The 24,125-nt window shown below is 71.3% G+C and carries 26 protein-coding genes and 1 pseudogene; 10 read left to right on the forward strand and 17 right to left on the reverse strand.

What is annotated here, in order from left to right; translation table 11 throughout:
- Window positions 1–17: 17 nt before the first annotated feature.
- Window positions 18–1,643 (reverse strand): solute symporter family protein, encoded by a 1,626-nt coding sequence (locus OHA73_RS12210; protein WP_266721107.1) that lies wholly within the window; start codon window positions 1,641–1,643, stop codon window positions 18–20.
- Window positions 1,640–2,008: a DUF485 domain-containing protein gene (locus tag OHA73_RS12215; protein WP_266721105.1), complete on the reverse strand. Its 369-nt coding sequence runs from the start codon at window positions 2,006–2,008 to the stop codon at window positions 1,640–1,642. Before OHA73_RS12215 ends, OHA73_RS12210 begins: the two co-directional genes overlap by 4 nt.
- A gap of 270 nt (window positions 2,009–2,278) precedes the next feature.
- Between OHA73_RS12215 and OHA73_RS12220 the strand changes: the two genes are divergently transcribed.
- The 3 genes from OHA73_RS12220 (at window position 2,279) to OHA73_RS12230 (ending at window position 6,530) form a co-directional block, all read left to right on the forward strand.
- Window positions 2,279–3,835: a S8 family serine peptidase gene (locus OHA73_RS12220; protein WP_267070913.1), complete on the forward strand. Its 1,557-nt coding sequence runs from the start codon at window positions 2,279–2,281 to the stop codon at window positions 3,833–3,835.
- Between the two features lie 111 nt (window positions 3,836–3,946).
- Window positions 3,947–5,365 carry a CoA transferase gene (locus OHA73_RS12225; protein ID WP_327655049.1) on the forward strand — a complete coding sequence of 473 codons (1,419 nt, stop codon included), beginning with the start codon at window positions 3,947–3,949 and terminating at the stop codon, window positions 5,363–5,365.
- Between the two features lie 145 nt (window positions 5,366–5,510).
- Window positions 5,511–6,530 carry a CopD family protein gene (locus OHA73_RS12230; RefSeq protein WP_443063061.1) on the forward strand — a complete coding sequence of 340 codons (1,020 nt, stop codon included), beginning with the start codon at window positions 5,511–5,513 and terminating at the stop codon, window positions 6,528–6,530.
- Between the two features lie 34 nt (window positions 6,531–6,564).
- Here the strand turns inward: OHA73_RS12230 and OHA73_RS12235 are convergent, their stop codons facing one another.
- From OHA73_RS12235 to OHA73_RS12270, 8 genes and pseudogenes are all read right to left on the reverse strand, one after another.
- On the reverse strand, window positions 6,565–7,608 hold the full coding sequence (locus OHA73_RS12235; RefSeq protein WP_266721100.1) for a zinc-dependent alcohol dehydrogenase family protein: 1,044 nt from the start codon (window positions 7,606–7,608) through the stop codon (window positions 6,565–6,567).
- A gap of 38 nt (window positions 7,609–7,646) precedes the next feature.
- Window positions 7,647–8,306 carry a lysoplasmalogenase gene (locus tag OHA73_RS12240; protein WP_327658452.1) on the reverse strand — a complete coding sequence of 220 codons (660 nt, stop codon included), beginning with the start codon at window positions 8,304–8,306 and terminating at the stop codon, window positions 7,647–7,649.
- A gap of 14 nt (window positions 8,307–8,320) precedes the next feature.
- Entirely contained in the window at window positions 8,321–9,205 is an 885-nt protein-coding gene (locus tag OHA73_RS12245) for a sterol desaturase family protein (RefSeq protein ID WP_266721098.1), read from the reverse strand.
- A 79-nt stretch (window positions 9,206–9,284) separates the two neighbouring features.
- Window positions 9,285–9,422, reverse strand: a pseudogene (locus tag OHA73_RS12250) (VIT1/CCC1 transporter family protein); the annotation flags it as partial.
- Window positions 9,423–9,446: 24 nt separating this feature from the next.
- Entirely contained in the window at window positions 9,447–10,691 is a 1,245-nt protein-coding gene (locus tag OHA73_RS12255; protein ID WP_327655050.1) for an amidohydrolase family protein, read from the reverse strand.
- Window positions 10,688–11,980, reverse strand: coding sequence for an amidohydrolase family protein (locus OHA73_RS12260; protein ID WP_266721094.1), 1,293 nt, complete (start codon window positions 11,978–11,980; stop codon window positions 10,688–10,690). The genes OHA73_RS12255 and OHA73_RS12260 overlap by 4 nt, the downstream gene beginning before the upstream one ends.
- A gap of 52 nt (window positions 11,981–12,032) precedes the next feature.
- Window positions 12,033–12,917, reverse strand: a complete 885-nt coding sequence (locus OHA73_RS12265) for an SDR family NAD(P)-dependent oxidoreductase (RefSeq protein WP_267070907.1) — start codon at window positions 12,915–12,917, stop codon at window positions 12,033–12,035.
- Window position 12,918: 1 nt separating this feature from the next.
- Window positions 12,919–13,716: an acetoacetate decarboxylase family protein gene (locus OHA73_RS12270; RefSeq protein WP_266721090.1), complete on the reverse strand. Its 798-nt coding sequence runs from the start codon at window positions 13,714–13,716 to the stop codon at window positions 12,919–12,921.
- A gap of 153 nt (window positions 13,717–13,869) precedes the next feature.
- On the opposite strand from OHA73_RS12270, the gene OHA73_RS12275 reads away from it, so the two are divergent.
- The 6 genes from OHA73_RS12275 (at window position 13,870) to OHA73_RS12300 (ending at window position 19,419) form a co-directional block, all read left to right on the forward strand.
- Window positions 13,870–14,496: a TetR/AcrR family transcriptional regulator gene (locus OHA73_RS12275; protein WP_327655051.1), complete on the forward strand. Its 627-nt coding sequence runs from the start codon at window positions 13,870–13,872 to the stop codon at window positions 14,494–14,496.
- A 79-nt stretch (window positions 14,497–14,575) separates the two neighbouring features.
- Entirely contained in the window at window positions 14,576–15,562 is a 987-nt protein-coding gene (locus tag OHA73_RS12280) for a DEDDh family exonuclease (RefSeq protein WP_266721086.1), read from the forward strand.
- Window positions 15,563–15,677: 115 nt separating this feature from the next.
- On the forward strand, window positions 15,678–15,911 hold the full coding sequence (locus OHA73_RS12285) for a hypothetical protein (RefSeq protein ID WP_266721084.1): 234 nt from the start codon (window positions 15,678–15,680) through the stop codon (window positions 15,909–15,911).
- A 77-nt stretch (window positions 15,912–15,988) separates the two neighbouring features.
- Window positions 15,989–16,783 (forward strand): SURF1 family cytochrome oxidase biogenesis protein, encoded by a 795-nt coding sequence (locus OHA73_RS12290; protein ID WP_327655052.1) that lies wholly within the window; start codon window positions 15,989–15,991, stop codon window positions 16,781–16,783.
- Window positions 16,784–16,865: 82 nt separating this feature from the next.
- Complete coding sequence (locus tag OHA73_RS12295) at window positions 16,866–18,659, forward strand: glycoside hydrolase family 15 protein (RefSeq protein WP_327655053.1); 1,794 nt, start codon at window positions 16,866–16,868, stop codon at window positions 18,657–18,659.
- 4 nt (window positions 18,660–18,663) lie between these two features.
- Window positions 18,664–19,419 carry an SDR family oxidoreductase gene (locus tag OHA73_RS12300; protein ID WP_266721078.1) on the forward strand — a complete coding sequence of 252 codons (756 nt, stop codon included), beginning with the start codon at window positions 18,664–18,666 and terminating at the stop codon, window positions 19,417–19,419.
- Window positions 19,420–19,503: 84 nt separating this feature from the next.
- Here the strand turns inward: OHA73_RS12300 and amaP are convergent, their stop codons facing one another.
- The 5 genes from amaP to OHA73_RS12325 are packed head-to-tail and all read right to left on the reverse strand — an operon-like array spanning window position 19,504 to window position 21,785.
- Window positions 19,504–20,082, reverse strand: a complete 579-nt coding sequence (gene amaP, locus OHA73_RS12305; protein WP_327655054.1) for an alkaline shock response membrane anchor protein AmaP — start codon at window positions 20,080–20,082, stop codon at window positions 19,504–19,506.
- 5 nt (window positions 20,083–20,087) lie between these two features.
- Entirely contained in the window at window positions 20,088–20,741 is a 654-nt protein-coding gene (locus tag OHA73_RS12310) for a DUF6286 domain-containing protein (protein ID WP_266721074.1), read from the reverse strand.
- Entirely contained in the window at window positions 20,738–21,082 is a 345-nt protein-coding gene (locus OHA73_RS12315; protein ID WP_266721072.1) for an Asp23/Gls24 family envelope stress response protein, read from the reverse strand. Before OHA73_RS12315 ends, OHA73_RS12310 begins: the two co-directional genes overlap by 4 nt.
- Before the next feature lie 3 nt (window positions 21,083–21,085).
- Window positions 21,086–21,271 carry a hypothetical protein gene (locus OHA73_RS12320; protein WP_266721070.1) on the reverse strand — a complete coding sequence of 62 codons (186 nt, stop codon included), beginning with the start codon at window positions 21,269–21,271 and terminating at the stop codon, window positions 21,086–21,088.
- Between the two features lie 43 nt (window positions 21,272–21,314).
- Window positions 21,315–21,785, reverse strand: coding sequence for an Asp23/Gls24 family envelope stress response protein (locus OHA73_RS12325; RefSeq protein ID WP_266721068.1), 471 nt, complete (start codon window positions 21,783–21,785; stop codon window positions 21,315–21,317).
- A gap of 107 nt (window positions 21,786–21,892) precedes the next feature.
- Between OHA73_RS12325 and OHA73_RS12330 the strand changes: the two genes are divergently transcribed.
- On the forward strand, window positions 21,893–22,633 hold the full coding sequence (locus OHA73_RS12330; RefSeq protein WP_327655055.1) for a nucleopolyhedrovirus P10 family protein: 741 nt from the start codon (window positions 21,893–21,895) through the stop codon (window positions 22,631–22,633).
- A gap of 120 nt (window positions 22,634–22,753) precedes the next feature.
- On the opposite strand, the gene OHA73_RS12335 is transcribed toward OHA73_RS12330, so the two are convergent.
- Both OHA73_RS12335 and OHA73_RS12340 read right to left on the reverse strand, forming a co-directional pair.
- Window positions 22,754–23,545 carry an enoyl-CoA hydratase/isomerase family protein gene (locus tag OHA73_RS12335; protein ID WP_266721064.1) on the reverse strand — a complete coding sequence of 264 codons (792 nt, stop codon included), beginning with the start codon at window positions 23,543–23,545 and terminating at the stop codon, window positions 22,754–22,756.
- A 137-nt stretch (window positions 23,546–23,682) separates the two neighbouring features.
- A complete protein-coding gene (locus OHA73_RS12340; RefSeq protein ID WP_266721062.1) occupies window positions 23,683–23,907 on the reverse strand; it encodes a helix-turn-helix domain-containing protein in 225 nt (74 codons plus the stop codon).
- Window positions 23,908–24,125 lie beyond the last annotated feature (218 nt).

The following is a 24,125-nucleotide window of genomic DNA, read 5'->3' on the forward strand; positions in this document are numbered from 1 at the left end:
ACGGGGAACAGAGCGGGTCAGTGGGCTCCGGTGCCCGTCAGGGAGCGGACCTCGAGCTCCGCGTACTTGCCCTTGTCGGCCTTCTCCTTGCCGATGTACGTACCGAGGACGCCCAGCAGGAAGCCGACCGGGATCGAGATGATGCCGGGGTTCTCCAGCGGGAACCAGTGGAAGTCGATGCCCTTGAACATGGAGGTCTTCGGGTTGCCCGAGACGACGGGCGAGAAGAGGACCAGGAAGACCGCAGTGAACAGGCCGCCGTAGATCGACCACAGCGCGCCGCTGGTGTTGAACCGCTTCCAGAAGAGCGAGTACAGGATCGTCGGCAGGTTCGCCGAGGCCGCGACGGCGAAGGCCAGGGCCACCAGACCCGCCACGTTCAGGTCGCGGGCGAGCGCGCCCAGGGCGATCGAGACGATGCCGATGAAGACGGTGGCCCAGCGGGCCGCCTTCATCTCCTGCTTCTCGGTGGCCTGCCCCTTCTTGATGACGTTCGCGTAGATGTCGTGCGCGAACGAGGAGGACGAGGCGAGGGTGAGGCCCGCGACGACCGCGAGGATCGTGGCGAAGGCGACCGCAGAGATCGAGGCGAGCAGGATCGCGCCCCAGCTGGAGTCGACGCCGCCCAGATGGAGCGCGAGCAGTGGCGCCGCCGTGTTGCCCGCCGGGTTGGAGGCGATGATCTCCTCCGGTTTGATGAGCGCGGCCGCGCCGAAGCCGAGCGCGATCGTCATCAGGTAGAAGGCGCCGATGATGCCGATGGCCCAGTTGACCGACTTACGGGCCGCCTTGGCGGTCGGCACCGTGTAGAAGCGGATCAGGATGTGCGGCAGGCCCGCCGTGCCGAGCACGAGCGCGATGCCGAGCGAGATGAAGTCGATCTTCGACGTGGCGGTGATGCCGTACTTGAGGCCGGGCTCCAGGAACGCCGATCCCTTGCCGCTGGTTTCGGAGGCCGTGCCGAGCAGGTCCGAGACGTTGAAGTCGAACTTCAGGAGCACCAGGAAGGTGAGCAGAATCGTGCCCGCGATCAGGAGCACCGCCTTGACCATCTGGACCCAGGTGGTGCCCTTCATGCCGCCGATGGTGACGTACACGATCATCAGGACGCCGACGAGCGCGACGATGCCGATCTTGCCCGCGTCCGAGGTGATGCCGAGCAGCAGCGAGACGAGGACGCCCGCACCCGCCATCTGCGCGAGCAGGTAGAAGATCGAGACGACGATCGTCGAGGTGCCGGCCGCCGTGCGGACCGGGCGCTGGCGCATCCGGTAGGCGAGCACGTCGCCCATCGTGTAGCGGCCGGAGTTGCGCAGCGGTTCGGCGACCAGGAGGAGCGCGACGAGCCAGGCGACCAGGAAGCCGATCGAGTAGAGGAAGCCGTCGTAACCGAAGAGGGCGATGGCGCCCGCGATGCCGAGGAACGACGCGGCGGACATGTAGTCGCCGGATACCGCGAGTCCGTTCTGGAAGGCGGTGAACTGGCGGCCGCCCGCGTAGAAGTCGGACGCGCTCTTGGTCTGGCGGCCGGCCCAGACGGTGATAACGAGGGTCGCGAGGACGAACACCGCGAACAGGCTGATGATCAGCGGCCGGTGCTCGCTGGCCTCACCGGCGGCGAGTACGTGCAGTGCGGGGCTCATGCGCCGCCCTCCAGACGGGACTTGATGGCCTCGGCCTTGGGGTCGAGCTTCGCGGCGGAGTACCGCGAGTACCACCAGGCGATGAGGAACGTGGTGAGGAACTGGGCGAGCCCGAGGATGAGGGCGACATTGATGTTGCCGAACACCTTGGTGCCCATGAAGTCGCCCGCGTAGTTCGACAGCAGCACGTACAGGAGGTACCAGGCGATGAAGGCGACGGTCAGCGGGAAGGCGAACGAGCGGTGCGCGCGGCGCAGTTCACCGAACTCCGCGCCCTCCTGCACCTCGATGAACTTCTCGGTGGAGGGCAGCGCGGGCCCGTCGTGCGGGCTGCCCTGCTGCGGTGTTGGTGCGTCGGTGGCCACGGACTCTCCTCGCAATGGGGGTGCTGTCTCTCAAACCTCAACGTGATCTGGATCACGTGGGCCGGGTCGCGATGGTAGAGCTCCCCGACCCCCTGCACAACGGCACGGGAGCACGGTCGACGCGGTTCAACTCGCCTTGTTTCTTTCGGAACTCGTTGATGACCTGCGGCAACCAGGGATACGTTCACACCGCACCACGCGTCATGTACCTGCCCGGAACCCACTCGTGTACCGGGCATTTCCATAAACGACGGATGATGTGGAGACCCCATGGCTCATCTGCCTTCCAGACGCCTGCCCGCCGGACGCCTGTCGTCCCGGCGCCGCCTGGCCCTCGCCCTGCCGGTCGGTATCGCGCTGACGGCCTCCTTCGGTTTCCTGCCGTCCGCGTCGGCGACTCCCGTCGCCGACTCGCCCTCGGTGGCGACCAGTTCGGCCTCCTCACTCGCGTACGTGGTGAACACGCGCGGCACCGATGCCCGCACGATCTCCTCGGTGACCAAGGCGATATCCGCGGCGGACGGCTCCATAGTCGAGACGTACGCGAAGATCGGCGTCTTCGTCGTGCACTCCTCGAACCCCGACTTCGGCAAGCAGGTACGCGCGGCCAAGGGGGTGGCCACGGCGGGCGCGACCCGCACCGCGCCGTTCAGTGCGGCCGGCACCACCGAAGAGGGCGCCGTCCAGAAGCTGTCGAAGGCGGACGCCAAGTCCGTTGCCGCGCAGGCCACTTCCGCCCAGGAGCCGCTCGAGGCCGACCAGTGGGACCTGCGGGCGATGGGCGCCGACAAGGCCGCGAAGATCAACCCCGGCAGCAAGAAGGTCACCGTCGGCGTCATCGACACCGGCGTGGACGACACCCACCCCGACCTCGCCCCGAACTTCTCCGCCTCGCAGTCCGCGAACTGTGTCGGCGGCAAGGCGGACACCTCGCCGGGCGCCTGGCGGCCCGCGAACCCGGACCATTACCACGGCACGCACGTCGCCGGTGAGATCGCGGCCGCGCGCAACGGGATCGGCGTCGCCGGTGTCGCCCCGGGCGTGAAGGTCGCGGGCATCAAGGTGGCCGACCCGGTCAGCGAGCTGTTCTACCCGGAGAGCGTGGTCTGCGCCTTCGTGTTCGCCGCCGACCACGGCATCGAGGTCACCAACAACAGCTATTACGTGGACCCTTGGCTCTACAACTGCATGGACGACCCCGACCAGCGGGCCATCGTCGACGCGGTCAACCGGGCCCAGCTGTACGCCCAGAAGAAGGGCACCCTGAACCTGGCGTCGGCGGGCAACTCCAACCACGACCTCGACTCCGACGCGATCGTGGACGACTCGAGCCCCGACGACTCGACGCCGGTGAACCGCACGATCGACCCGCACACCTGCTTCGACATCCCGACCCAGCTGCCGGGTGTCGTCACGGTGAGCGCGACGGGCGTGAACAAGGCCAAGTCGTACTACTCGACGTACGGCAACGGTGTCATCGACATCGCGGCGCCGGGCGGCGACAAGTACCAGAAGCCGGCCGACACCCCGTCGAAGGACGGCCGCATCCTGTCCACGCTGCCGGGCAACCAGTACGGCTGGCTGCAGGGCACGTCGATGGCCTCGCCGCACGCCGCGGGCGTCGCCGCGCTCCTCAAGTCGACGCATCCGAAGGCCACTCCGGCGCAGCTCCAGTCCCTGATGAAGGCGCAGGCCGACAAGGAGCCGTGCCCGACCGCGTACGACGGGGACGGCGACGGCACGGTCGACGCGGTCTGCGAGGGCCCCGAGCGGCGCAACGGCTTCTACGGGTACGGGATCGTCGACGCGCTGAAGGCCGTCAAGTGACGTACGCCGTACGGAACATGTGAGGCGGGCAGGGGACGGGTGGCGCACGCCACCCGTCCCCTGTGTGTGCCGCCCGTGTGCCGGGGCCAGGTGCTGCGCGATAGTGCGGACATGACACATGCGCCCCATCTGCCGGTCGACACCCGGGCCGCGTGGGCGGCGCTCGGCGGCGACCCCGCCCTGCTCGCCCGCATTTCGTACCGCACGCGCGCGGGTGCGCTGCCTGCCCGCCTCCCCGCCGTCGACCTGGCAAGAGCCGTCGTCGGCTGCTGCTCCCTCGCCGCCGCCGAACTGGCCGCCACGCGCGCGAGGCACTCCCTCGGCGCCATACGGGTGCGGGTCGACGACGGCGCGGTGGCCACCGCGTTCACCAGCGAGCGGCATCTGCTGATCGACGGGCGCGTGCCGGTCAACTTCGCGCCGCTGTCGCGCTTCTGGCGCACGCGGGACGGCTGGCTGCGCACCCACGCGAACTATCCGCACCACCGGGCGCGGCTGTGCGCGGCCCTCGGGGTCGGCATGGACGCGACCGTGGACGAGGTGGCGCCGCTGCTCGCGGAGCGCTCCGCGCTCGAGATCGAGGAGACGGTCTACGCGGCCGGAGGCCTGGCCGTCGCGCTGCGCACGCCCGAGGAGTGGGCCGCGCATCCGCAGGGCGCTCAGGTGGCGGCCCGTCCGCTCTTGGCACTCGACCGGGTCGACGCGGCGCCGGCCAGGGCGCTGTCGCGCGGGGTGCTCTCGCCCGCGGCCGGGATCCGGGTCCTCGATCTCACCCGCGTCATCGCGGGTCCTGTCGCCACGCGCACCCTGGCGCTGCTCGGCGCGGACGTGCTGCGGGTGGACACGCCTCAGCTGCCCGAGGCGGCGGACGCGCACGCCGACACCGGTTTCGGCAAGCGCTCGACCCGGCTCGACCTGACGGACGGGGCGGACCGGCGCACGTTCGACGAACTGCTCGCCGGCGCGGACGTGGTGGTCACGGGGTACCGGCCGGGCGCGCTCGACCGGTTCGGGCTCGCTCCGGAGGCGCTCGCCGAGCGGCGGCCCGGGCTCGTGGTGGCGGCGCTGTCGGCCTGGGGCGGGTACGGGCCGTGGAACGGGCGGCGCGGCTTCGACAGCCTCGTCCAGGTGGCGGCGGGCATCGCGGCGACGGAGGGCTCCCCAGAGCGCCCCGGGGCGCTGCCCGCGCAGGCACTCGACCACGGTACGGGCTATCTGCTGGCGGCGGCGGTGCTGCGCGCGCTCACCGAGCAGACGGCGCAGGGCGGTTCGCGGGTGGTGCGGCTGGCGCTCGCGCAGACGGCGGCCTGGCTCGTGCAGGGGGCGCGCCCGAGCCCGAGTGGGTATGACGAGCGCGCGGAGCCGTACGAGGCGGACGATCCGGCCGCCTGGCTGACCGAGGCGGACAGCCCGGTCGGACGTCTGCGGCACGCCCTGCCGCCCCTGTCGTTCGACGGCGGACCGGCGAACTGGGCGCGCCCTCCCGGGTGCTGGGGCACGGACGAGGCCGGGTGGCTGCCGGCGGGGTGAACCGCGGGGCCGCGAAATCGCGTCCTACGTAGACGTGAACCGACGCAGCGCAGCACCGGACCCGGCCGCACCTGGTCCGGACCCGTATGACCCACTTGTTGGTCTGCGCTTGCCGGGGTCCGTGCCGCCTGGTGAAGATCCAGTGGTGAGTTCCATACCGCCGCCCACCGAGGCGCCCGTTTCCGTCGGGGCCGACGTCTCCCTGCGCAGACCCGGCGCGGGGCGCGCCGTCGCCCTGCTCGTACTCGTGGCCGTGGCCGCACTGATCCCGATGCTCGGACCGCGCGCGGCGCTCGACGGCACCGGTGAGGCGTCGGCGCCCGGCGTCGGCGTGATCGCGCTCCTGCGCACGGTCCTGTTCGCGGCGTTGTGCGTCCAGGCGGGCGAGGTGTTCGCCGGGTTCCTCGCGCGCAGGGTGGACCCGATGCGGGAGCCGCCCCGCACCTGGTCGGCGTACGCGCCGTGGGCGGGGTTCGCGGCAGCGCTCGGGCTCGCCTCCGTGGTGGCCTCCGGGAATCTGATCCCGCACAGCGTCGCGGCGTTGGACATCGGCGGCCTGGGCGGCACACGTGACGGCACGCTCGCGCTCGTGGAGGTCAACGGCTTTCTGCTCGCGGCCCTGTGCGCCCGCTGGCGGCGTCCCACGACGGCGCTCCTCCCGCTGGCCGCCGTGGCCGTGGCGGAGGCGCTGCGGGCGCACCCCGCGGCCGAGGACAGTGCGCTGCTCGGCTCGGGGCTCACCCTGGTCCATCTGGTCTGCGCCGCCCTGTGGGTGGGCGGACTGCTGTACGTACTGCGCACGACGCACGCTTGGCGCACGACCGCCCCGGAGGCGGGCACGGCGCTGCTCGGCCTCTACGCGCGCGTGGCCGCGGTACTGCTCGCGGCCATCACCGCGACGGGTGTGTGCAGCACGCTGCGCAGGATGCCGCCGAGCACGGTCGTCGACCAGCTGACGACGACGGCCTACGGGCGCGTGCTGCTCGCGAAGGTGCTCCTCGTCGCCGTCGTCGCGGCTCTCGCCCTGGTGTCGCGGCTGCGGCTGCGCCGCGCCCCTGACCGCACGAACGCCTACGCGCCCGCGCGTGCGGAGGTCGTGGTCCTGGCGGTCGTGGTGGCGGTGTCGGCGGCGCTGACGGCGTTGCCGGTGCCGATCCGCTGGTGAGCCGGCGCCTCCGTAGAGGCGCCCCGCACAGGCCCTAGTTGGTGACCATCACCTTGAGGGCGGTGCGCTCGTCCATCGCCTTGTAGCCACCGGGCACGCCCTCGATGTCGACCGTCATGTCGAAGACGGGCGACGGGTCGATGGTCCCGTCCAGGACGTCGGGCAGCAGGTCGGGGATGTACGTGCGGACGGGGGCGACGCCGCCGCGCAGCGCGATGTTGTGGTCGAACATGACGCGCAGGTCGACTCCGCTGCCGCTGCCGTGCGGGACGCCGACGAAGCCGATGGCGCCGCCGTCGCGGGTGATGTTCACGGCGGTGTTCATGGACTGCTCGGTGCCGACGGCCTCGATCACGGAGTGCGCGCCCTGGCCGCCGGTGAGTTCGCGGACCGCCGCGACCGCCGCCTCACCGCGCTCCGCGACGACGTCCGTGGCGCCGAAGCTCCGTGCGATGTCCGTACGCACCTGGTGGCGGCCGAGCGCGATGATCCGCTCGGCGCCGAGCCGGTGGGCCGCGAGGACCCCGCACAGGCCCACGGCGCCGTCCCCGACGACGGCGACGGTCGAGCCCTTGCGCACGCCCGCGCCGAGCGCCGCGTGGTGGCCGGTGCCCAGCACGTCGGACAGCGTCAGGAGGGCGGTCAGCAGACGCTCGTCGGAGGCGGCCTCGGCGGGCAGCGCGACGAGCGTGCCGTCGGCGTACGGGACGCGCACGGCCTCGCCCTGGCCTCCGTCGTGGCCGACCGCGCCCCAGAATCCGCCGTGCTCGCAGGACGTGGTCAGGCCCTCGCGGCAGTAGTCGCACACCCCGTCCGACCACATGAAGGGCGCGACGACCAGGTCTCCGCGCTTGAAGACGGACACCTCGGAGCCGGTCTCCTCGACGATGCCGAGGAACTCGTGCCCGATGCGCTGCCCGGGCTGCCGCGCGGCCTCGCCCCGGTAGGCCCAGAGGTCGCTGCCGCAGATGCAGGCGCGCAGGACACGCACCACGGCGTCCGTGGGCAGCGCGACGGCGGCGTCCGGAACGTCCTCCACGCGCATGTCGTACGGGGCGTGGATGGTGGTGGCGCGCATGGGCTGTTCCTTCGTGCAGGTCCCGCAATCGATGCAGGTCAGTGAGCGATGCGCCGGGTTTCGACGCGTCCTTCACGGTACGCCGAAGGGGCCGCGGCCCGCTCCCCGAGCACGCCACGGGCGAGCAGGTACTGCGCCGCTACGTAGGTGCCCATGACCCAGAAGTCGGGGCGCGGCAGGGCGGGCCAGTCGGCGATGCCCGTGGCGATGAGCGAGTCCGAGAGCAGGAACAGCGCGCCGCCGACGCCCGCCGCCACCCCGAGCCGAGAGGACGCGAACGCCATACAGGTCAGCAGCACGCTGTACGCGGCGACGGGTACACGCATGTCCGCCGGCAGATCGGGCCACAGGGCGGCCACCGTCACGACGAGCGCGACGCCGTAGGCGGCCCCGAGCAGCGCACCACGCGCGCGTACCGTCCCCTGCCGCTTGAACAGCACCAGATAGCAGACGTGCCCGACGGCGAAGGCGCCCATCCCGGCGAGGAACACGGTGTCCTGGTCGAACAGCAGCAGCACGTCGCCGCACCACCCGAGCAGCAGGGCGGCGCACAGCAGCCGGGGGCCGCGGCACGCGATCACGTAGGCCGCGAGCAGCGGCATGAGCAGGGGCTTGAGGACGACGTGCGCGCCTTCCGCGCCCGCGAGCAGCGCGCCGAGGTCGGCGGCGCACGCCACGAAGAACGCGGCGCGCCACATCGGGGCGGCAGGCCTCACGCGGCGCCCTCGGTGACCTTCTGCGGGGCGTTCGTGGCGCCGACGGGCTCCGGCTTCCACCCCGGCCCCCGGAAGACCCTCCCGGCCCGCTCACGCCAACCGGTCGCGGCCCTCAAGTCCTTGGCGATGGCCGCGTACTCGTGGGTGGCGACGCGCAGCGGGTTGTACGTGCCGATGTTCTTGGTGAGCCCGAACTCGGGGCGCTCGACCTCCGCCACCCACGACCCGAAGAGCCGGTCCCAGACGATGAGGATCCCGCCGAAGTTCCGGTCCAGGTAGCCGCCTTGGGAGGCGTGGTGGACGCGGTGGTGGGAGGGCGTGTTGAAGACGAACTCGAAGGGACGCCACATCTTGTCGATGCGCTCGGTGTGGATCCAGAACTGGTACACGAGGTTGACCGAGGAGCAGAACGCGAGCGCCGCCGGGTGCACGCCCAACGCGATGAGCGGCAGGTAGAACGGCCACACGGTCAGGCTCGTCCAGGGCTGCCGCAGCGCCGTGGTGAGGTTGAAACTGCGGCTGGAGTGGTGCACCACGTGGCACGCCCACAGGATGCGGATCACGTGGTGCCCGCGGTGCGACCAGTAGTAGAAGAAGTCCTGGCCGAGCAGCATCAGCGGGATCGTCCACCACAGGACGGGCACGTGCAGCGGCGTCAGTTCGTAGACCGCCGTGTAGATGGCGACGATCGGGATCTTCCACAGGAAGTCGAAGACCAGGCTTCCGAGCCCCATGGTGACGCTGGTCGCCGCGTCCTTGGTCTCGTAGCCGGCGGCATCCTCGTCGGGGTGGATCCGGACGCTGATGATCTCCACGATCGTGAGCAGCACGAAGGCGGGGATCGACCACAGCACGGCATCGGGCAGGTTCGGGGACGGCATGCGTGCACCGTAAGGGCGTGCAAGGCGCCCCGGCTAGAGGTAGTTACTGACAAGTATTACCCCCGGTAAAGGGTCAAACTCCGGCCGCACCCAACAAAGAACCCGCCGCATACGTGACGGCCATCGCGAGCACGGCGGCGCGCAGCCAGTTGAGTCGCGAGCCGAGCGCGCCGCCGTGGGACTCGTCATGGGTGGACTGCGCTCCGGGTTCCGTCACGCGGTGAGCATGCCGCCCGGCGCGTCACCACACGCGTACCGACGCCCCTGGTGCGAACACCGGGCTCGTCGCGTCCGCGGGCGTCTCCTTGAGCGGTTCGTCGATCTCCGCGACCGTGGGGCCCACGCGGGCCGCGATGGGGTCGAGGAGGCCGAGGTCGAACCCGTAGACCCGGGCCGCGTTGCCGCCGACCATCGCGGCGATCTCGTCCTTCGGGAGCCCCGCGTAGGCGATGCGCAGGCCCTCGCGCGTGTACGGGTGCGTGCCCTCGTCGTGCGGGTAGTCGCTGCCCCACATGATCTTGTCGAGGCCGATCCGGTCCCGTAGGGGCACTTCGTGGGGCCGCATGAAACTCGCGCCTACGTAGCAGTTCTCGCGCCACACAGTGGAGGGGCCCTTGCCCATCGAATCGGCAAGCCCCGCACCGAACTTGGCCTCGGCCGTGTTGGCCTTCGTGGCCGCCCTGACCAGGCGCGCGTGGTAGTAGTCCAGCATGTCCAGGACGCCGGGGATCCAGCCCGAGCCCTGCTCCGTGAGGACGAGCCTCAGGTCGGGGTGCTTACGGAAGGCACCGCCGAAGACGAGGTGCCACAGGGCGCGGTGCGAGAACCACGTCGTCTCGACCATGAAGACCGCGCGGGCGGCCGGCTCCTCGCCGAGCGGCGGGGACGCCGAACCCGCGTGGTGGTTGACCGGGACGCCGAGCTCGGCGCAGGTCCGCCAGATCGGGTCGTACGTCGACGAGTAGAGCTCCGGGAGGCCCGAGCCCGGCGGCGTACCGGGCAGCAACAGGCCGCCTTTCAGACCCGCTTCGGCCCCCCAGCGAATCTCCTTGACGGCCTCGTCGACGTCGTTGAGGAGGATCTGGAAGACGCCCGCCCTGCGGCCGGGGGCGGCGGCGCAGAAGTCCGCCAGCCACCGGTTGTGGGCCCGCAGCCCCGCCCAGCGCTGCTCGAACTCCTCACGCGTGGGCGCGGGCGCCATGAGCGAGGCCGACGGGAAGAACGGCGGGATGGTGTTCGGGAAGACGACCTCGGCGACGATGCCGTCCCGCTCCAGCTCCTCGACGCGCCTCTCGGAGTTCCAGTTCCGGTCGGCGGTGTCGGCGAGCAGGTCCGCGTACGGGTTCACGTAGCCGGCCGCCCACGCGTCGAACGCGTCGTGGTGCCGCGCCTCCAAGTACGGCTTGTAGTCGAGGAGATCGGCGCCCGCGTGGCAGTCCGCGGAGATGACGGTGTACCGGTCGTCGGAAGGGTGCGTAGGGCTCATGGGGTCACCCCGATGTTCGGGAAGTCGTGCTCGGTCAGCCAGTGCCTGCCCACCTCGCGCGAGCGCGCCCAGGACGCCTCCACGGCGCTCTGGTCGGCGTCTTGGCCGAGGTCGGCCGGTGTCGGGCCGATGCGGGCCGCGAGCGGGGCCAGCTTGGCGGTGTCGAAGCCGAACACCTCGGCGGCGGACAGGCCGAGCATCCGCCGGGTCTCGGAAACCGGGATGTCGTGGAAGGTCTTCTGCAACCACGCGCGCGTGTCGGGCCACGTCCCTTCGGGGTGCGGGAAGTCGCTGCCCCACAGGATGTTGTCGACGCCGATCTCATAGCGCTGGGCGAGTTCGCGGCGCTTGGTGTTGGTGGCGCAGACGAAGACCTGCCGGTCCAGATACTCCGCCGGGGAGCGCTTCAGCTCGGCGAACGGGGACAGCTTCTTGCCGCCGTGCGCGCCCAGGTAGAGGCGGTCCATGAACCACAGCAGGTTCGGCAGCCACCAGCAGCCGGACTCGGCGACACCGAACTTCAGCCCCGGATGCCGCTCGAAGGCGCCCGACCACAGCAGGAACCAGAGCGGCCTGGCCGGCCACCACGTCACTTCGCTTACGTAGATGCCGAGATGGTCTCCGTACTCGTGCCGCGGAGCCGCCCCCGAGTGCGTCACCACCGGCATCTCGCACTCGGCCGCCGCCGCCCACACGGGGTCGTAGCGGCGCGCGTGGTACGGGTCCTGGTCGACCCACATGGAGGGGATCATCAGGGCGCCGAGCCCCGACTCCTTGGCGCGGTGGATCTCGGCGACGACCTTGTCCGGGTCCGCGGTGACGGGCAACAGGGCGACGCCGCAGTGCCGTTCGGGGTTCTGCCCGACGAACTCGGCGAGCCAGCGGTTGTGGGCCTGCGCGCCCGCCATGCCGAGCTCGGGGTCCTGGTCGCCGGAGAGGCCGAGGCCGACGCCGAAGGGCGCCGCCGTCTGGCTGTCCACGGCGTCCGCGTCGGGGAAGACGACCTCTGCGGCCACCCCGTCGCCGTCGAGCTCCTTGAGGCGCTGTGCGGAGTCCCAGCCGCCGCGCAGGCCCTCTTCGTTGTCCTCGAACCACTTGGCGGCGAACGCGTCGTTGCGGATGCCGAGCCGGGTCGCCTCCTCGCGGCGCTTGTCCCGCTCGCCGAGGAACTCGTCGAAGTCGCGGTGGAAACGGCTGTCCAGGTAGGGCCGGTACTCCTCGGTGGGCAGCCCGGCGTGGCAGTCGGAGGAGATGATCAGATAGGGGTCCTGGTGGTCCTGATTGCTCATCGTGCGTCCCTCCTTAAGGGAAGGTCACTCGGACTCAGTCGAGAATTCGGACTCAGTCGAGAATGAAGCTCTCCAGGTACGCCGGGTTCGCCCGGTCCAGCATCGACTGCGACCGCCCCCGGATCTGCTTGTCGCTGTGCTCGCTCTCGGGAAGCAGCCAGAACCGGTCCGCCGCGATGCCTTCCGCGACGAAGTCGGCGACCTCCTCCACGGGTGTGAACGCGATCTCGTTCCCGGCCTCCTTCATGGCGGCCTCCCACTGGTCGAGGCTGCGGTAGGGCGTCTTACGGGGACGCTCCTTCGCGAACCGGTCGGGCCGGTTGCGGTGCGACTCCCACAGGCCCGTGCGCAACATGTGGGGGCCGGGGAACAGCACGGACGCGCCCACGCGCGCGTGCTCCGCCTTCAGATGCGCGTACAGCGACTCGGTCATGGTCACGACGGCCGCCTTCGTCACCGCGTACACGGACGCCGTCGGCAGCGGCGCGATGCCGCCGTCCCCGGAGGACGTGTTGACGATGTGGCCGGGTTCGCCGCCCTCGATCATGCGCGGAACGAAGGCCTGGATGCCGTGGAAGACACCCCACACGTTGACGTTGAACGCCCACTTCCAGTCGTTCGGTTCGTGCTGCCACATGCGGCCCTCGGCGCCCGAGCCGACACCCGCGTTGTTGCACAGCACATGGCAGGCGCCGAACGTCGCGTACGTGTCCGCCGCCAGGTCCATGACCTGCTCGCGCTCGCCGACGTCGACCACGCGCGCGTGCACGGTCGCCCCGGTGTCGCGCAGTTCGGCGGCGGCCGTCTCCAGGGCGCCCTTCTCGACGTCGGCGAGGACCACCTTCAGGCCGTCCGCCGCGAACCGCCGCGCCATGGCGAGCCCGATCCCGCTCGCCGCGCCCGTGACGACGGCGACCTGTCCTGCGCGGAGCTCCATGTCAGGCGCTCCCCTCGGGCGGGCCGTCGTGGATCTGCTGCGGGTCGTCGTAGCGCTGGTGGATGTACGGGAGCAGGGCCTCGGCGCTGACCCGCTCGACGACCTTGCCCTTCTGGTCGGTGGTCTTCTCGCCGATGGTGATCTCCACCAGGGAGCGCACCGGAAGGTCGGCGATCGGGTCGTACATGGACTCCCGCAGGACGATGTCCCCGGTGATCCGCTCCAGCTTCCTGACCTTCTCGTTGCGCAGGCAGTGCACGAGGACCGGCTCCGCGTCGAAGCCCGAACCGTCCACTCCTGGAAGGAACTTGAAGTAGAAGTCGGTCTTCTGCGACGGCTCGGGCAGCGGCAGGCTCTCGCTCACCGCGCCGCGCACCTCGACGAACGCGATGCCGTGCCGCGCGAGCGCCGCCTTCACGACGAGCCCTTCGCGCTCCACCGTGACCTCGCCGAGCTTCTTCGGTTCGCCGAAGACCTCGCGCCCGCCGATCAGCGCCCGCTCGTGCGTCATCGGCATGACGAGCGGATACCAGCCCTGCACTCCCCCGTGCTCGGCGGCGACGGCCACCGAGCCCGCGCCGAGCGGATAGCCCGGCAGGTCGACCTTGCTGATGTTGGCCCGCACCAGGGGCCGGCCCGTGGGCTTCAGCGGCGGCGGCAGCACCGCGGCCACCGCGTCCGGATCGGATTCCCACACGGCCACCACACCGGTGGACCAGATGTCGGGAAGCTTGCTGCTCGCCGAGCGCGAAGCGGCGATCTCCGCCTCACTGCGCGCTCCGTACCGTACGCGTGCCATGTCGTACCACCCTTCGTACGAGACGTGATGGGGGTCGTTCGGTCGTTCGCGAGGCGCCTGTAACACAGTTACACCGGAGGCGATGAAGGGTAAAGACACATGCACCGGCCGGTCGATGACACGACAGACCGCGGGAGACGGGGAGGGCGAGGCATGACGGCACGCGCACCGCTCACCCGCGAAGAGGTCGTCGCGGTCGCCGCCGACCTCGTCAAGCAGCACGGCCCGCAGGCGCTCACCATGCGCAAGCTCGCGGCCGAACTGGGCACGGCCGTCACGTCGATCTACTGGCACGTCGGCAACCGCGAGTCCCTGCTCGACGCCCTCGTGGAGCGGACCGTCGCCGACCTCGGCGGCTTCCGGCCCCGCGGGGCCACGCCACAGGACCGCGTCCTCTCCGTCGCCCGCACACTGCGCCGCCGGCTGCGCGCCCACCCGCATCTGATCGCGATGGTCCATGAACGCGGCCTCACCGAGCGGATGTTCCTGCCCGCACAGCAGGCGCTGGTGCACGAGGTGCACGCCGCGGGACTGCGCGGGGCGCCCGCCGCCGAGGCCGTGCGCGCGGTCCTCTTCCAGGTCGTCGGCCACGTCCTCGTGGAGCGGAACAGGGAGCGCGCCCCGGCGCAGCACCCGCGCGAGGAGGAACTCTGGGGCGCGGGCACGGCGGAGGAGGACCGGGTGCTGGCCCGCGCGCTCGCCGCGCCCGCCGACCCGGAGCGGATCTTCACAACTTCGGTACGCGCCCTGGTGAAGTCGCTCCTGGACCCGCCCACTTGAGCCGTGAGGTGATCCGCGACACGGCTTGCGGGGCAGGCGGCGACCGGAGTGTCAGTCACGGCCCGTATCCTCTGGGACCATGCTCGAAGACCATCCGACCGCAGCGTCCGCAGCCTCCTGGCCGGCCGCGTATCCGCAGGGATACGCGGTCGTCGACGTGGAGACCACCGGCCTGTCCCGGGACGACCGGATCATCTCCGCCGCCGTCTACCGCCTGGACGCGCGGGGCGATGTCGAGGACCACTGGTACACGCTGGTCAACCCGCAGCGCGACCCAGGACCCGTGTGGATCCACGGCCTGACGACGGACGTGCTGACGGCCGCCCCGCTGTTCGCGGACATCGCCGAGGAGTTCGCCGCGCGCCTGGACAACCGCGTCCTGGTCGCGCACAACGCGGTCTTCGACTGGTCGATGATCGCCCGCGAGTACGCGCGTGCGGAGCGCACCGCTCCGGTCCGCCAGCGCCTGTGCACCATCGCGCTCTCCAAGGAGCTGGGCCTGCCGCTGCCCAACCACAAGCTGGAGTCCCTCGCGGCGCACTTCGGCGTCGTACAGGAGCACGCGCACAACGCGCTGGACGACGCGCGCGTGCTCGCGGAGGCGTTCCGCCCGAGCCTGCGCACGGCCGCGGCGGACAATGTGCGGCTTCCGCTGCTCGAATGCCGCCCGCTCACCGAGTGGGCGGAGGGGTCGGTGCCGCGTCAGCCCGGGTCCTCCTCCTACCGGGGAGGCGGCGGGGGCACCTGGCGCGCCTCGCGCAAGCGCCCCGCCTGCCCGTACCCGAACCCGGGCCGCTACGAGCCGGACAAGCCGCTCAAGCAGGGCATGCGGGTGGCGTTCTCCGGGGACACTTCGGTCGACCGTGAGCTCCTGGAGGACCGGGCCGTCGACGCGGGCCTCCATGTGGCGACGAGCCTGTCCCGGCTCACCAGCCTCCTCGTGACCAATGACCCGGACTCGTACACCTCGAAGGTCGTGAAGGCGAAGCAGTTCGGGACGCCGGTCATGGACGAGGCGGCGTTCGGACAGCTGTTGCAGGACGTGGCACCGGCGGACGGCTCGTAGGCCACACGCGGGGGCCACTCGCGTAGGCCACCGGTCCTGGCAGACGGGTGAACGCGGGGCGACTCGCCCCGTCACCGCTCGCCCGGCGCCGCTTCGGACACCCACCCTGTGGCGCATGGCACGTTGTGAAGTCTGCGGAAACGACTACGGCATGTCCTTCGAGGTCCATGCCCAGGGAGCGGTCCACGTCTTCGACTGCTTCAGCTGCGCCATCCACCGCATGGCGCCGATCTGCGAGCACTGCCGGTGCCGCATCATCGGGCAGGGCGTCGAGGTCGACGGGCACTGGTTCTGCGGGGCGCACTGCTCCCGCGCGGAGGGGAAGGTGGGCATCGTCGACAACGTCTGAACCCTTCGGCACACGCCCGCCACAATCGGGCACACCCCACTGAAAGCACCCCATGCCCGCCGCTGTACGGTCATGGGGTGTACCGCTTCCTGTTGACCCGGCAGTGGGTGATCCTCACCCTGGTCGCCCTCGTCCTCATCCCCACGATGATCCGGCTGGGCATCTGGCAGATGCACCGCTACGAGGAGCGCGACGCCAGGAACCAGCTGGTCACGGACGCGCTCAACGCGAAGCCCGTACCCGTGGAGGACCTGGCGTCCCCCGGACACGTCGTCAACAGCCAGGAGCGGTACCGCTCGGTGACCGCGAAGGGCCGCTTCGACACCGACGACGAGCTCGTGGTGCGACGCCGCGTCAACGCCAACGAAGAGGTCGGCTACCACATCCTGACCCCGTTCGTCCTGAACGACGGCAAGGTCCTGCTGATCAACCGCGGCTGGATCCCGGCGAACGGGGCGCAGACCTCCTTCCCGAAGGTCCCCGCCCCGCCGCGCGGCGAGACCACCGTCACCGGCCGTCTGATGCCCAATGAGACGACCGCGGCCAGCGGCATCAAGGACATCAAGGACCTGCCCGCCCGGCAGGTCATGCTGATCAACAGCAAGCAGGAGGCCGAGCGCCTCGGCAGGACGGTGCTCGGCGGCTACGTCGCCCAGACCGCGCCCGAATCGAAGAGCGGAACCCCCGAGCTGGTCGGAGCCCCCGGCAAGGAGGACTCCGCGCTGAACTACGCGTACGCGATCCAGTGGTGGCTGTTCGCCGCCGCGGTGCCCGTGGGCTGGGTGGTGCTGGTGCGGCGAGAGCTGCGGGAGCGGCGTCGCAAGGAAGAGACGGCCACGTCCGAGGCCGAGACGCCGGCCGCCGTCGCCTGACCGGGCGCCGCGCGGGCCCCCGAAAAGTGGTCCACCCGAAATGTGATGCAACCCCGGGCCGATGACGGGGAACCCATGGCGTGTGCGCCCACATATCGAGGATTACGCCCTCATCGGTGACCACCAGACCGCCGCACTCGTCGGCAGGGACGGGTCGATCGACTGGCTGTGCCTGCCCCACTTCGACTCCCCCGCCTGTTTCGCCGCGCTGCTCGGCAGCGAGGAGAACGGCCACTGGCGGCTCGCGCCCAAAGGTGCGGAACACTGCACCACGCGCGCGTACCGCCCCGGCTCCCTCGTGCTCGACACCGAGTGGGAGACGCCGGACGGCAGCGTCCGCGTCACCGACTTCATGCCGCAGCGCGACCGGGCCCCGGACGTCGTCCGCATCGTCGAGGGCCTCAGCGGACGCGTCACCCTGCGCGGCACGCTGCGCCTGCGCTTCGACTACGGCTCCGTCGTGCCGTGGATGCGCCGCGTCGACGGGCACCGGGTCGCCGTCGCGGGCCCGGACTCGGCATGGCTGCGCAGCGAACCGCACGTCCACACGTGGGGCGAGGACTTCGGCACCCACTCTGAGTTCACGGTCGAGGCCGGCGAGACCGTCGCCTTCGTCCTGACCTGGCACCCCTCGCACGAGCAGCGCCCGCAGCCGGTCGACCCGCACGAGTCGCTGCGGCACAGCCTGGAGGACTGGCAGGCGTGGGCGGACCGCTGCCGCTACGAAGGCCCGCATCGGGAGGCCGTGCTCCGCTCCCTCCTCACGCTGAAGGCCCTCATCTTCGCGCCGACCGGCGGCATCGTGGCCGCCCCCACCTCCTCGCTGCCCGAGGAGATCGGCGGCGTACGGAACTGGGACTACCGGTACTGCTGGCTGCGCGATTCGACCCTGACGCTCGGCGCGCTGCTCTCGGCCGGCTATCTCGACGAGGCCGAGGCCTGGCGCGACTGGCTGCTGCGGGCCGCCGCCGGCGATCCGGCCGACCTGCAGATCATGTACGGGCTCGCGGGCGAGCGGCGCCTTCCCGAGCAGGAGCTCGACTGGCTGGACGGCTACCACGGCTCCCGCCCCGTGCGCGCGGGCAACGACGCCGCGCACCAGCTCCAGCTGGACGTGTACGGCGAGGTCGTCGACTCCCTCGCGCTCGCCCGCCGCGAGGGCCTTGAGGCCGGGCCGCACGCCTGGCGGCTGCAGTTGGCGCTGCTCGACTTCCTGGAGGAGACGTGGCGCGAGCCCGACGAAGGGCTGTGGGAGGTGCGCGGGCCGCGCCGGCACTTCGTGCACTCGAAGGTCATGGTGTGGGTCGCCGTCGACCGCACCGTGCGCGCCATGGAGGACGACCCGCGGCTGCCCGGCGACATCGACCGGCTGCGCAAGCTGCGCGACGCCGTCCACCGGGAGGTGTGCGAGCGCGGCTACGACGCGGAGCGCGGCACGTTCACCCAGTTCTACGGCTCGTCCGAACTGGACGCCGCGCTGCTGCTCATCCCGCGCGTGGGCTTTCTGCCACCGGACGACCCGCGTGTACTCGGCACGGTCGACGCGGTCCGCGACGAGCTGTCGTACGACGGTCTCGTGCACCGCTACAGCGCGGACGAGTCCGGCGTCGACGGGCTTCCGGGCCAGGAGGGCGCCTTCCTGGTCTGCTCGTTCTGGCTCGCGGACGCGCTGCACATGACGGGGCGCACGAAGGAGGCGCGCGAGCTGTTCGAACGGCTCGTGGCGCTCTGCAACGACGTGGGGCTGCTCGCCGAGGAGTACGACCCCGCGGCGGGCCGGCTGCTCGGTAATTTTCCGCAGGCGTTCAGCCATATCGGCCTCGTGGGCACGGCACTGACCCTGTTCGGCGCGGCGGACGAGGGAGAGGGAGGATAGGGCCATGGATCTTGGACTGAAGAACCGTGTGTACGTAGTCACCGGCGCGACGCGGGGCCTCGGCAACGCGGCCGCGCGCGAGCTGGTCGCCGACGGCGCCAAGGTCGTCATCAGCGGACGCGACGACCAGAAGGCCAAGGAGGCGGCGGCCGAGCTCGGGCCGAACGCGTACGGCGTCGCCGCCGACAACGCCGACCCGGACGTCGCCGAGCGCCTCATCGGGGCGGCCCGCGAGCAGTTCGGCGGCTTCGACGGGATTCTGGTGAGCGTCGGCGGGCCCGCGCCCGGCTTTGTCGCCGACAACACGGACGAGCAGTGGACGGCCGCGTTCGAGTCCGTGTTCCTCGGGGCGGTGCGGCTCGCGCGGGCGGCCGCGGCGCAGCTGGACGAGGGCGGGGTCATCGGGTTCGTGCTGTCCGGCTCCGTACATGAGCCGATCCCCGGGCTGACCATCTCGAACGGGCTTCGTCCCGGGCTCGCCGGTTTCGCCAAGTCCCTCGCGAACGAGCTGGGGCCGCGGGGCATCCGCGTCGTGGGGCTGCTGCCCGCGCGTATCGACACGGACCGGGTGCGCGAGCTGGACGGGATGGCGGCGGATCCGGAGGCGGCACGGACGGCGCAGGAGTCCCGTATCCCGCTGCGTCGGTACGGAACTCCGGAGGAGTTCGGGCGGGCCGCGGCGTTCTTCCTGTCACCCGCCGCGTCGTACCTCACCGGTGTGATGCTGCCGGTGGACGGCGGCTTCCGGCACGGGTTCTGAAAGAAGTCGAGCCCGCCCGGCGTCAATCGCCGGACGGGCTCGAAATGTGCTCGTTCTCAAACGCTGGGCGGGCTCGAAACCGGCTCAACTCACCCGTTCCGCACGGTGCTTGACCGCCCGCAGGCGGACCTCGGTCGGGAGTTCCTCCAGGCCCGCCGATTCCCTCGCCTGCCTCAGGGAGTCCTGGCTCAGGAGCCGGAGCGCCTCGCCGGGAACCGCGTGCGGCTCCAGGGTGAGGGTCGCGCGGGCCTGCGGAGTGGAGCGGCGGCCGGTCAACCGCACATGGGCCCGGTCGACCCCGTCCAGGGACTCCGCACCGCTCACGAGGACGTTCTCCAGGGCCCGGCCCCGCAGCAGCGCCCCCTCGCCGTCGCCGCTGTCGACCAGCACCTCGGCGAGCCTGCGGCGCCGCAATTGGGCCACCAGCCACCACAGGGTGAGCAGCACGACGACGCCGAGCACGGCGATCACCGTCGGCCAGAACCAGCCCTCGTCGTGCCAGCGCGCCCGGTCGGCATCGCTGACCAGCACATCGTCCGGGCCGTCGTGGATCCACCACGACGGCGGCTTCACCCCGAGCCCGACGGCGAGCACCGAGCCGCCGCCGACTACGAGGACGAGCCCGAGCAACCCGAGCACGATCCGGTTGACGGTCCTGAGCACGCCGCTCACCCTTTCTTCCCCGGCCGTGCGACACGCACGGACAGGCCGGGGGCCTTGCCGAGCCCGAGCTGCTTGATCCCGTCGCCGAGTGTGGCGTCCAAGTCGGCCCGTACGTCGTCGAGTTCACGGAAGTGCGAGAGCGCCCGCACGTCCACCTTGCGGCGCTTCATGCGGACCCGTGCGGACTGCACGCCCGCCACCTCCATGGCCCGGTCGCGCAGCACCATCGCGGCGGCGTCGCGGTGCAGCACCGCGCGAACCTCCGGATGTGTACGGCGCATCGGCAGCAGGGCGCGCAGTCCCGGCGTCGCCGCGAGCACGATCAGCCACAGGCCGAGCGCGGCCGCGACGCCCGCGCCGATGAGGACGGCGGTGTCGTCGAGGGTCCGCGTGGACAGCTCGTCGGCGAGCGTCCGCCGCCACTGCATGGACCCGTGCCCCGCCCGCACCGCTGCCACGTCGTAGAGCAGCAGTCCCGCGGCGGCCAGAATCACCAGGGCCACGATCGCGGCGGGGACGCGCCGCCCCGACCAGAAACGGCTCGCCTTCTGTTCGCTGTCCAGCGTGGGGTGCGGCTCGTACGAAGCGGCGGACGCCGACTGGTCGAGCTCGCTCTCCTCCCGCTCGACCACCGGAATCGGCCGGGTGGGTTCGCTCATCGGATCCTCCCCCGGTCCGTTCCACGGGTGTGCGCCGAGTGCAGCCGCTCGACCTGGACGGCCACCTCGGGCACTTCCATTCCCGCCAACTCCCTTACCCGCTGGGACACTTGACGACGCACGGCACCGCACTGGCGGCCGATGTCCGTCGGGTACTCCAGCTCAAGGCTGATCCGGACCCGCGCGCTGTCCTGTCGTACGGTGACCGTGGCGCCCGGCGCCGCCCCGTCCTCGGGGATCCGGTCGAGTGCCTCTCGTGCCGCGTGCGCGGCGATCTTCGCGACGACCCGGTCGGCGATCCGGGTCGCGCCGCGCTCGGCCGGCGCGACCTGTGCCGCCATCGGTCACCCCCGCCGATCGCCGCGCGAACGGAAGAACTCGCCGACTTCCAGGTCCCCTTCCAGGAACCTGCCCGCGACGAAACCGATGGCGCCGAGCGCCGCCACCAGCAGGAAGGCCCCGAAGCCGCCGAAGTATCCGGCGAATCCGAGGGCCATGCCGGCGATCATGCCGACCACGGCCAGATTCATCGTGCGCTCCTCCTAGGGAAGCCCGTAGCTACGCCCACAGATCTCATTGGAGTCGTGACTCCGGCTCTTCGTCCTCCTCGTCCGGCAGCTTCACGTCGCTGACGGCGATGTTGACCTCGACGACCTCGAGCCCGGTCATGCGCTCGACGGCGACGATCACGTTCTCCCTGACGGCGCGCGCGGTGTCCGCGATCGACACGCCGTACTCGACGACGATCTCCAGATCGAGCGCCGTCTGCACCTCGCCGACCTCGGCCTTCACCCCGCGCGACACGGACTTGGTGCCGCCGGGAACCCGGTCGCGCACCGCGCCGAACGTGCGGGAGATGCCGCTGCCCATGGCGTGGACGCCGTCGACGTCGCGCGCCGCGAGGCCCGCGATCTTCTCGACGACGCCGTCGGCGATGGTGGTCCGTCCCCTGCTGGCGGGGTCGCCACTGCCCCGCTTGGTCACATTGGTCCTGGCTGCGGTCGAACCGGGCGTCTCGCCCGGCTTCTGCGCGGTGTCACTCATCGGGCCGTCCCCTCGGTGAGGTGGGATCTCGGTGGGGTGCTGCTTTCTTTTGCCCACATTAAGTGCGGTTACCCGAAGGCGCGCCCGCTATGGGGCAGCCTGGGGCAATGACGGCTGATCGATGGACACAGGCAGTGCGTACGCAGCTGGGGCTCGGCAGGCTGTTGCCGCTCGGCGGGCCCGGTGACGGTGCGTGGATCACGGAACCGGCGGCGACACAGGCGCTGCGCCGTGCGGTGCAAGGGGTGCGCGGCGTACGGCTCGGCGCCCTGCGCCTCGGGCTCGCCGACCCCGACGCGGCGGAGGAGCCCGCGGTGCCGGCCCCACCGAGCGCGCTGCCGCCGGGGCCTTTGCGGCTCACGGCGGACTGTGCGGCGACGGCGGAGGAACCGCTGCCGGTTGCCGCCGATCGGCTGAGGGAGGCGCTCGCGGGGGCGGCGGATCGGGTCGGCCTGGTGGTGGCGGAGGTCGACCTCCAGGTCACGGCGCTGCTCGATGAGGCCGATCAGGTGGCGGACTCGGATCCCGGTGCCTCGGATGAGCCGGAGCCGGCGCCCGCTCCGAAGTCGGCGGGCGCCTCCGGGGACGCGGATCGGGTGGCGGAGGCGGTGCTCGGGGTGCCGGGAGTGACGCGGCTGACCGGGACGCTCGGTGGTCTGGGGCGGGCGGTCCACATCGAGGACCACTCCGGCGAGGCGTCCCTCCCCCGCCGTCACGTACGCGTGGAGCTGGGGGTGTCCGCGGACGCGCGGGCGATCGAGGTGACCGGGGCCGTCCGGGCGGCCGTGGCCAGGGCGCTTCCGAACAATCCGACCGTTGCGGTGCTGGTCACGGAGCTCACGACGTAGATCGCCCCCGCCGCCCCTTCCCGTCCCGTCCCTGGGGGCTGCGCCCCCAGACCCCCCTGCCCTCAAACGCCGGGCGGGCTGAAGTGGCGTCAGTAGACGTCGGACGGGCTGAAGTGGCTCTCAGTCGCCGAGACCCGCCAGGTCCCGGAGGCGGCGGCCCTGGGCCGCGCGCTCCGCGGTGCGCTGGTCGTCGAGGGTGCGGTCGGACGCTCCCTGGAGCAGTGCCTTCGTCTCGATCACGGCGTCGCGGGGCGCTGCGACGAGGGCCGCGACCAGGTCCTGGGTCGCGTCCGTGAGCTCGGCCGCGGGGACGGACACGTTGGCCAGGCCGCTGCGGACGGCCTCGTCGGCGTGGACGTAGCGGCCGGTGACGCAGATTTCGAGGGCGCGCGCGTATCCGACCAGCGAGACGAGCGGATGCGTGCCCGTCAGGTCCGGCACCAGGCCGAGGCTGGTCTCGCGCATGGAGAACTGCACGTCGTCGGCGACGACGCGCAGATCGCAGGAGAGGGCGAGCTGGAACCCGGCCCCGATGGCATGCCCCTGCACCGCGGCGACGGACAGGATGTCGCTGCGCCGCAGCCAGGTGAACGCGTCCTGGTACTCGGCGATCGTCGCGTCGAGGACGTCGTCGTCGCCGCGCGCCAGGTCGAGGAAGGACGGCTCACCGTCGAAGCCCTCGGGCGTGAAGGCCTGACGGTCGAGGCCCGCGGAGAAGGACTTGCCCTCACCGCGCACCACGACGACCCGCACGGACCCCGGCAGAGCACGCCCGGCCTCGCCCAACGCCCGCCACAGAGCGGGACTCTGGGCGTTGCGCTTGTCCGGGTTGGTCAGGCTGACCGTGGCGATCGCATCGTCGACGGTGAGCCGGACGCCGTCCTTGTCGAGCAGCGGTGCGGGCAGGTTCATCTGGACCTCCGGGTCTGCGCAGCCGTACGGCACGTAGTCGCACGAGACGTAAGTGACTGCACAGTAACCACCCGGCCGGACAGCGGACCGACCGGGTGGTCAGTTGGAGCCAGTGAGCTGGGCGAGCCCTGCGAGGGTCAGGCCGACGTGGCCTTGTTCTTGCCTCGCGTGGCCCCGCCGCGTCCCCGCAGCGTGACCCCGGATTCGCTCAGCATCCGGTGCACAAAGCCATACGAGCGACCGGTTTCCTCGGCCAATGCCCGAATACTCGCACCGGAGTCGTACTTCTTCTTCAGGTCTGCCGCGAGCTTGTCGCGCGCGGCGCCGGTTACCCGGCTGCCCTTCTTCAGAGTCTCGGCCACCCGTGCCTCCTCGTGGGAAGTGCGCTCTGGATTTCCCATGATCACCCCTTGCGGGCTTCCTGGCCACCCATTCGGCAAGGTCCATAGACCCTCAATTACCGGCGCGACGGGGATCCACACGAGTGGAATCGAGAATTCCGGCGGATTTTCGCGGCCCCGGAAAACGCATGCGCGACAGAACTGGCAGGTCAGCCACGGCCCAGGCGCCGCAAGGGCGC

The sequence above is a fragment of the Streptomyces sp. NBC_00483 genome (assembly GCF_036013745.1).
Classification (GTDB): domain Bacteria; phylum Actinomycetota; class Actinomycetes; order Streptomycetales; family Streptomycetaceae; genus Streptomyces.

What these genes read in the sequence shown, in the direction of transcription:
- OHA73_RS12225 (WP_327655049.1), top strand. Translation starts at nt 3,947, where the DNA reads ATGACACATGCGCCCCATCTGCCGGTCGACACCCGGGCCGCGTGGGCG.
- OHA73_RS12285 (WP_266721084.1), top strand. Translation starts at nt 15,678, where the DNA reads ATGGCACGTTGTGAAGTCTGCGGAAACGACTACGGCATGTCCTTCGAG.
- OHA73_RS12280 (WP_266721086.1), top strand. Translation starts at nt 14,576, where the DNA reads ATGCTCGAAGACCATCCGACCGCAGCGTCCGCAGCCTCCTGGCCGGCC.
- OHA73_RS12235 (WP_266721100.1), bottom strand. Translation starts at nt 7,608, where the DNA reads ATGCGCGCCACCACCATCCACGCCCCGTACGACATGCGCGTGGAGGAC.
- OHA73_RS12275 (WP_327655051.1), top strand. Translation starts at nt 13,870, where the DNA reads ATGACGGCACGCGCACCGCTCACCCGCGAAGAGGTCGTCGCGGTCGCC.
- OHA73_RS12240 (WP_327658452.1), bottom strand. Translation starts at nt 8,306, where the DNA reads ATGTGGCGCGCCGCGTTCTTCGTGGCGTGCGCCGCCGACCTCGGCGCG.
- OHA73_RS12335 (WP_266721064.1), bottom strand. Translation starts at nt 23,545, where the DNA reads ATGAACCTGCCCGCACCGCTGCTCGACAAGGACGGCGTCCGGCTCACC.
- OHA73_RS12320 (WP_266721070.1), bottom strand. Translation starts at nt 21,271, where the DNA reads ATGAATCTGGCCGTGGTCGGCATGATCGCCGGCATGGCCCTCGGATTC.
- OHA73_RS12315 (WP_266721072.1), bottom strand. Translation starts at nt 21,082, where the DNA reads ATGGCGGCACAGGTCGCGCCGGCCGAGCGCGGCGCGACCCGGATCGCC.
- OHA73_RS12270 (WP_266721090.1), bottom strand. Translation starts at nt 13,716, where the DNA reads ATGGCACGCGTACGGTACGGAGCGCGCAGTGAGGCGGAGATCGCCGCT.
- OHA73_RS12260 (WP_266721094.1), bottom strand. Translation starts at nt 11,980, where the DNA reads ATGAGCAATCAGGACCACCAGGACCCCTATCTGATCATCTCCTCCGAC.
- OHA73_RS12220 (WP_267070913.1), top strand. Translation starts at nt 2,279, where the DNA reads ATGGCTCATCTGCCTTCCAGACGCCTGCCCGCCGGACGCCTGTCGTCC.
- OHA73_RS12245 (WP_266721098.1), bottom strand. Translation starts at nt 9,205, where the DNA reads ATGCCGTCCCCGAACCTGCCCGATGCCGTGCTGTGGTCGATCCCCGCC.
- OHA73_RS12325 (WP_266721068.1), bottom strand. Translation starts at nt 21,785, where the DNA reads ATGAGTGACACCGCGCAGAAGCCGGGCGAGACGCCCGGTTCGACCGCA.
- OHA73_RS12300 (WP_266721078.1), top strand. Translation starts at nt 18,664, where the DNA reads ATGGATCTTGGACTGAAGAACCGTGTGTACGTAGTCACCGGCGCGACG.
- OHA73_RS12310 (WP_266721074.1), bottom strand. Translation starts at nt 20,741, where the DNA reads ATGAGCGAACCCACCCGGCCGATTCCGGTGGTCGAGCGGGAGGAGAGC.
- OHA73_RS12330 (WP_327655055.1), top strand. Translation starts at nt 21,893, where the DNA reads ATGACGGCTGATCGATGGACACAGGCAGTGCGTACGCAGCTGGGGCTC.
- OHA73_RS12210 (WP_266721107.1), bottom strand. Translation starts at nt 1,643, where the DNA reads ATGAGCCCCGCACTGCACGTACTCGCCGCCGGTGAGGCCAGCGAGCAC.
- OHA73_RS12265 (WP_267070907.1), bottom strand. Translation starts at nt 12,917, where the DNA reads ATGGAGCTCCGCGCAGGACAGGTCGCCGTCGTCACGGGCGCGGCGAGC.
- OHA73_RS12255 (WP_327655050.1), bottom strand. Translation starts at nt 10,691, where the DNA reads ATGAGCCCTACGCACCCTTCCGACGACCGGTACACCGTCATCTCCGCG.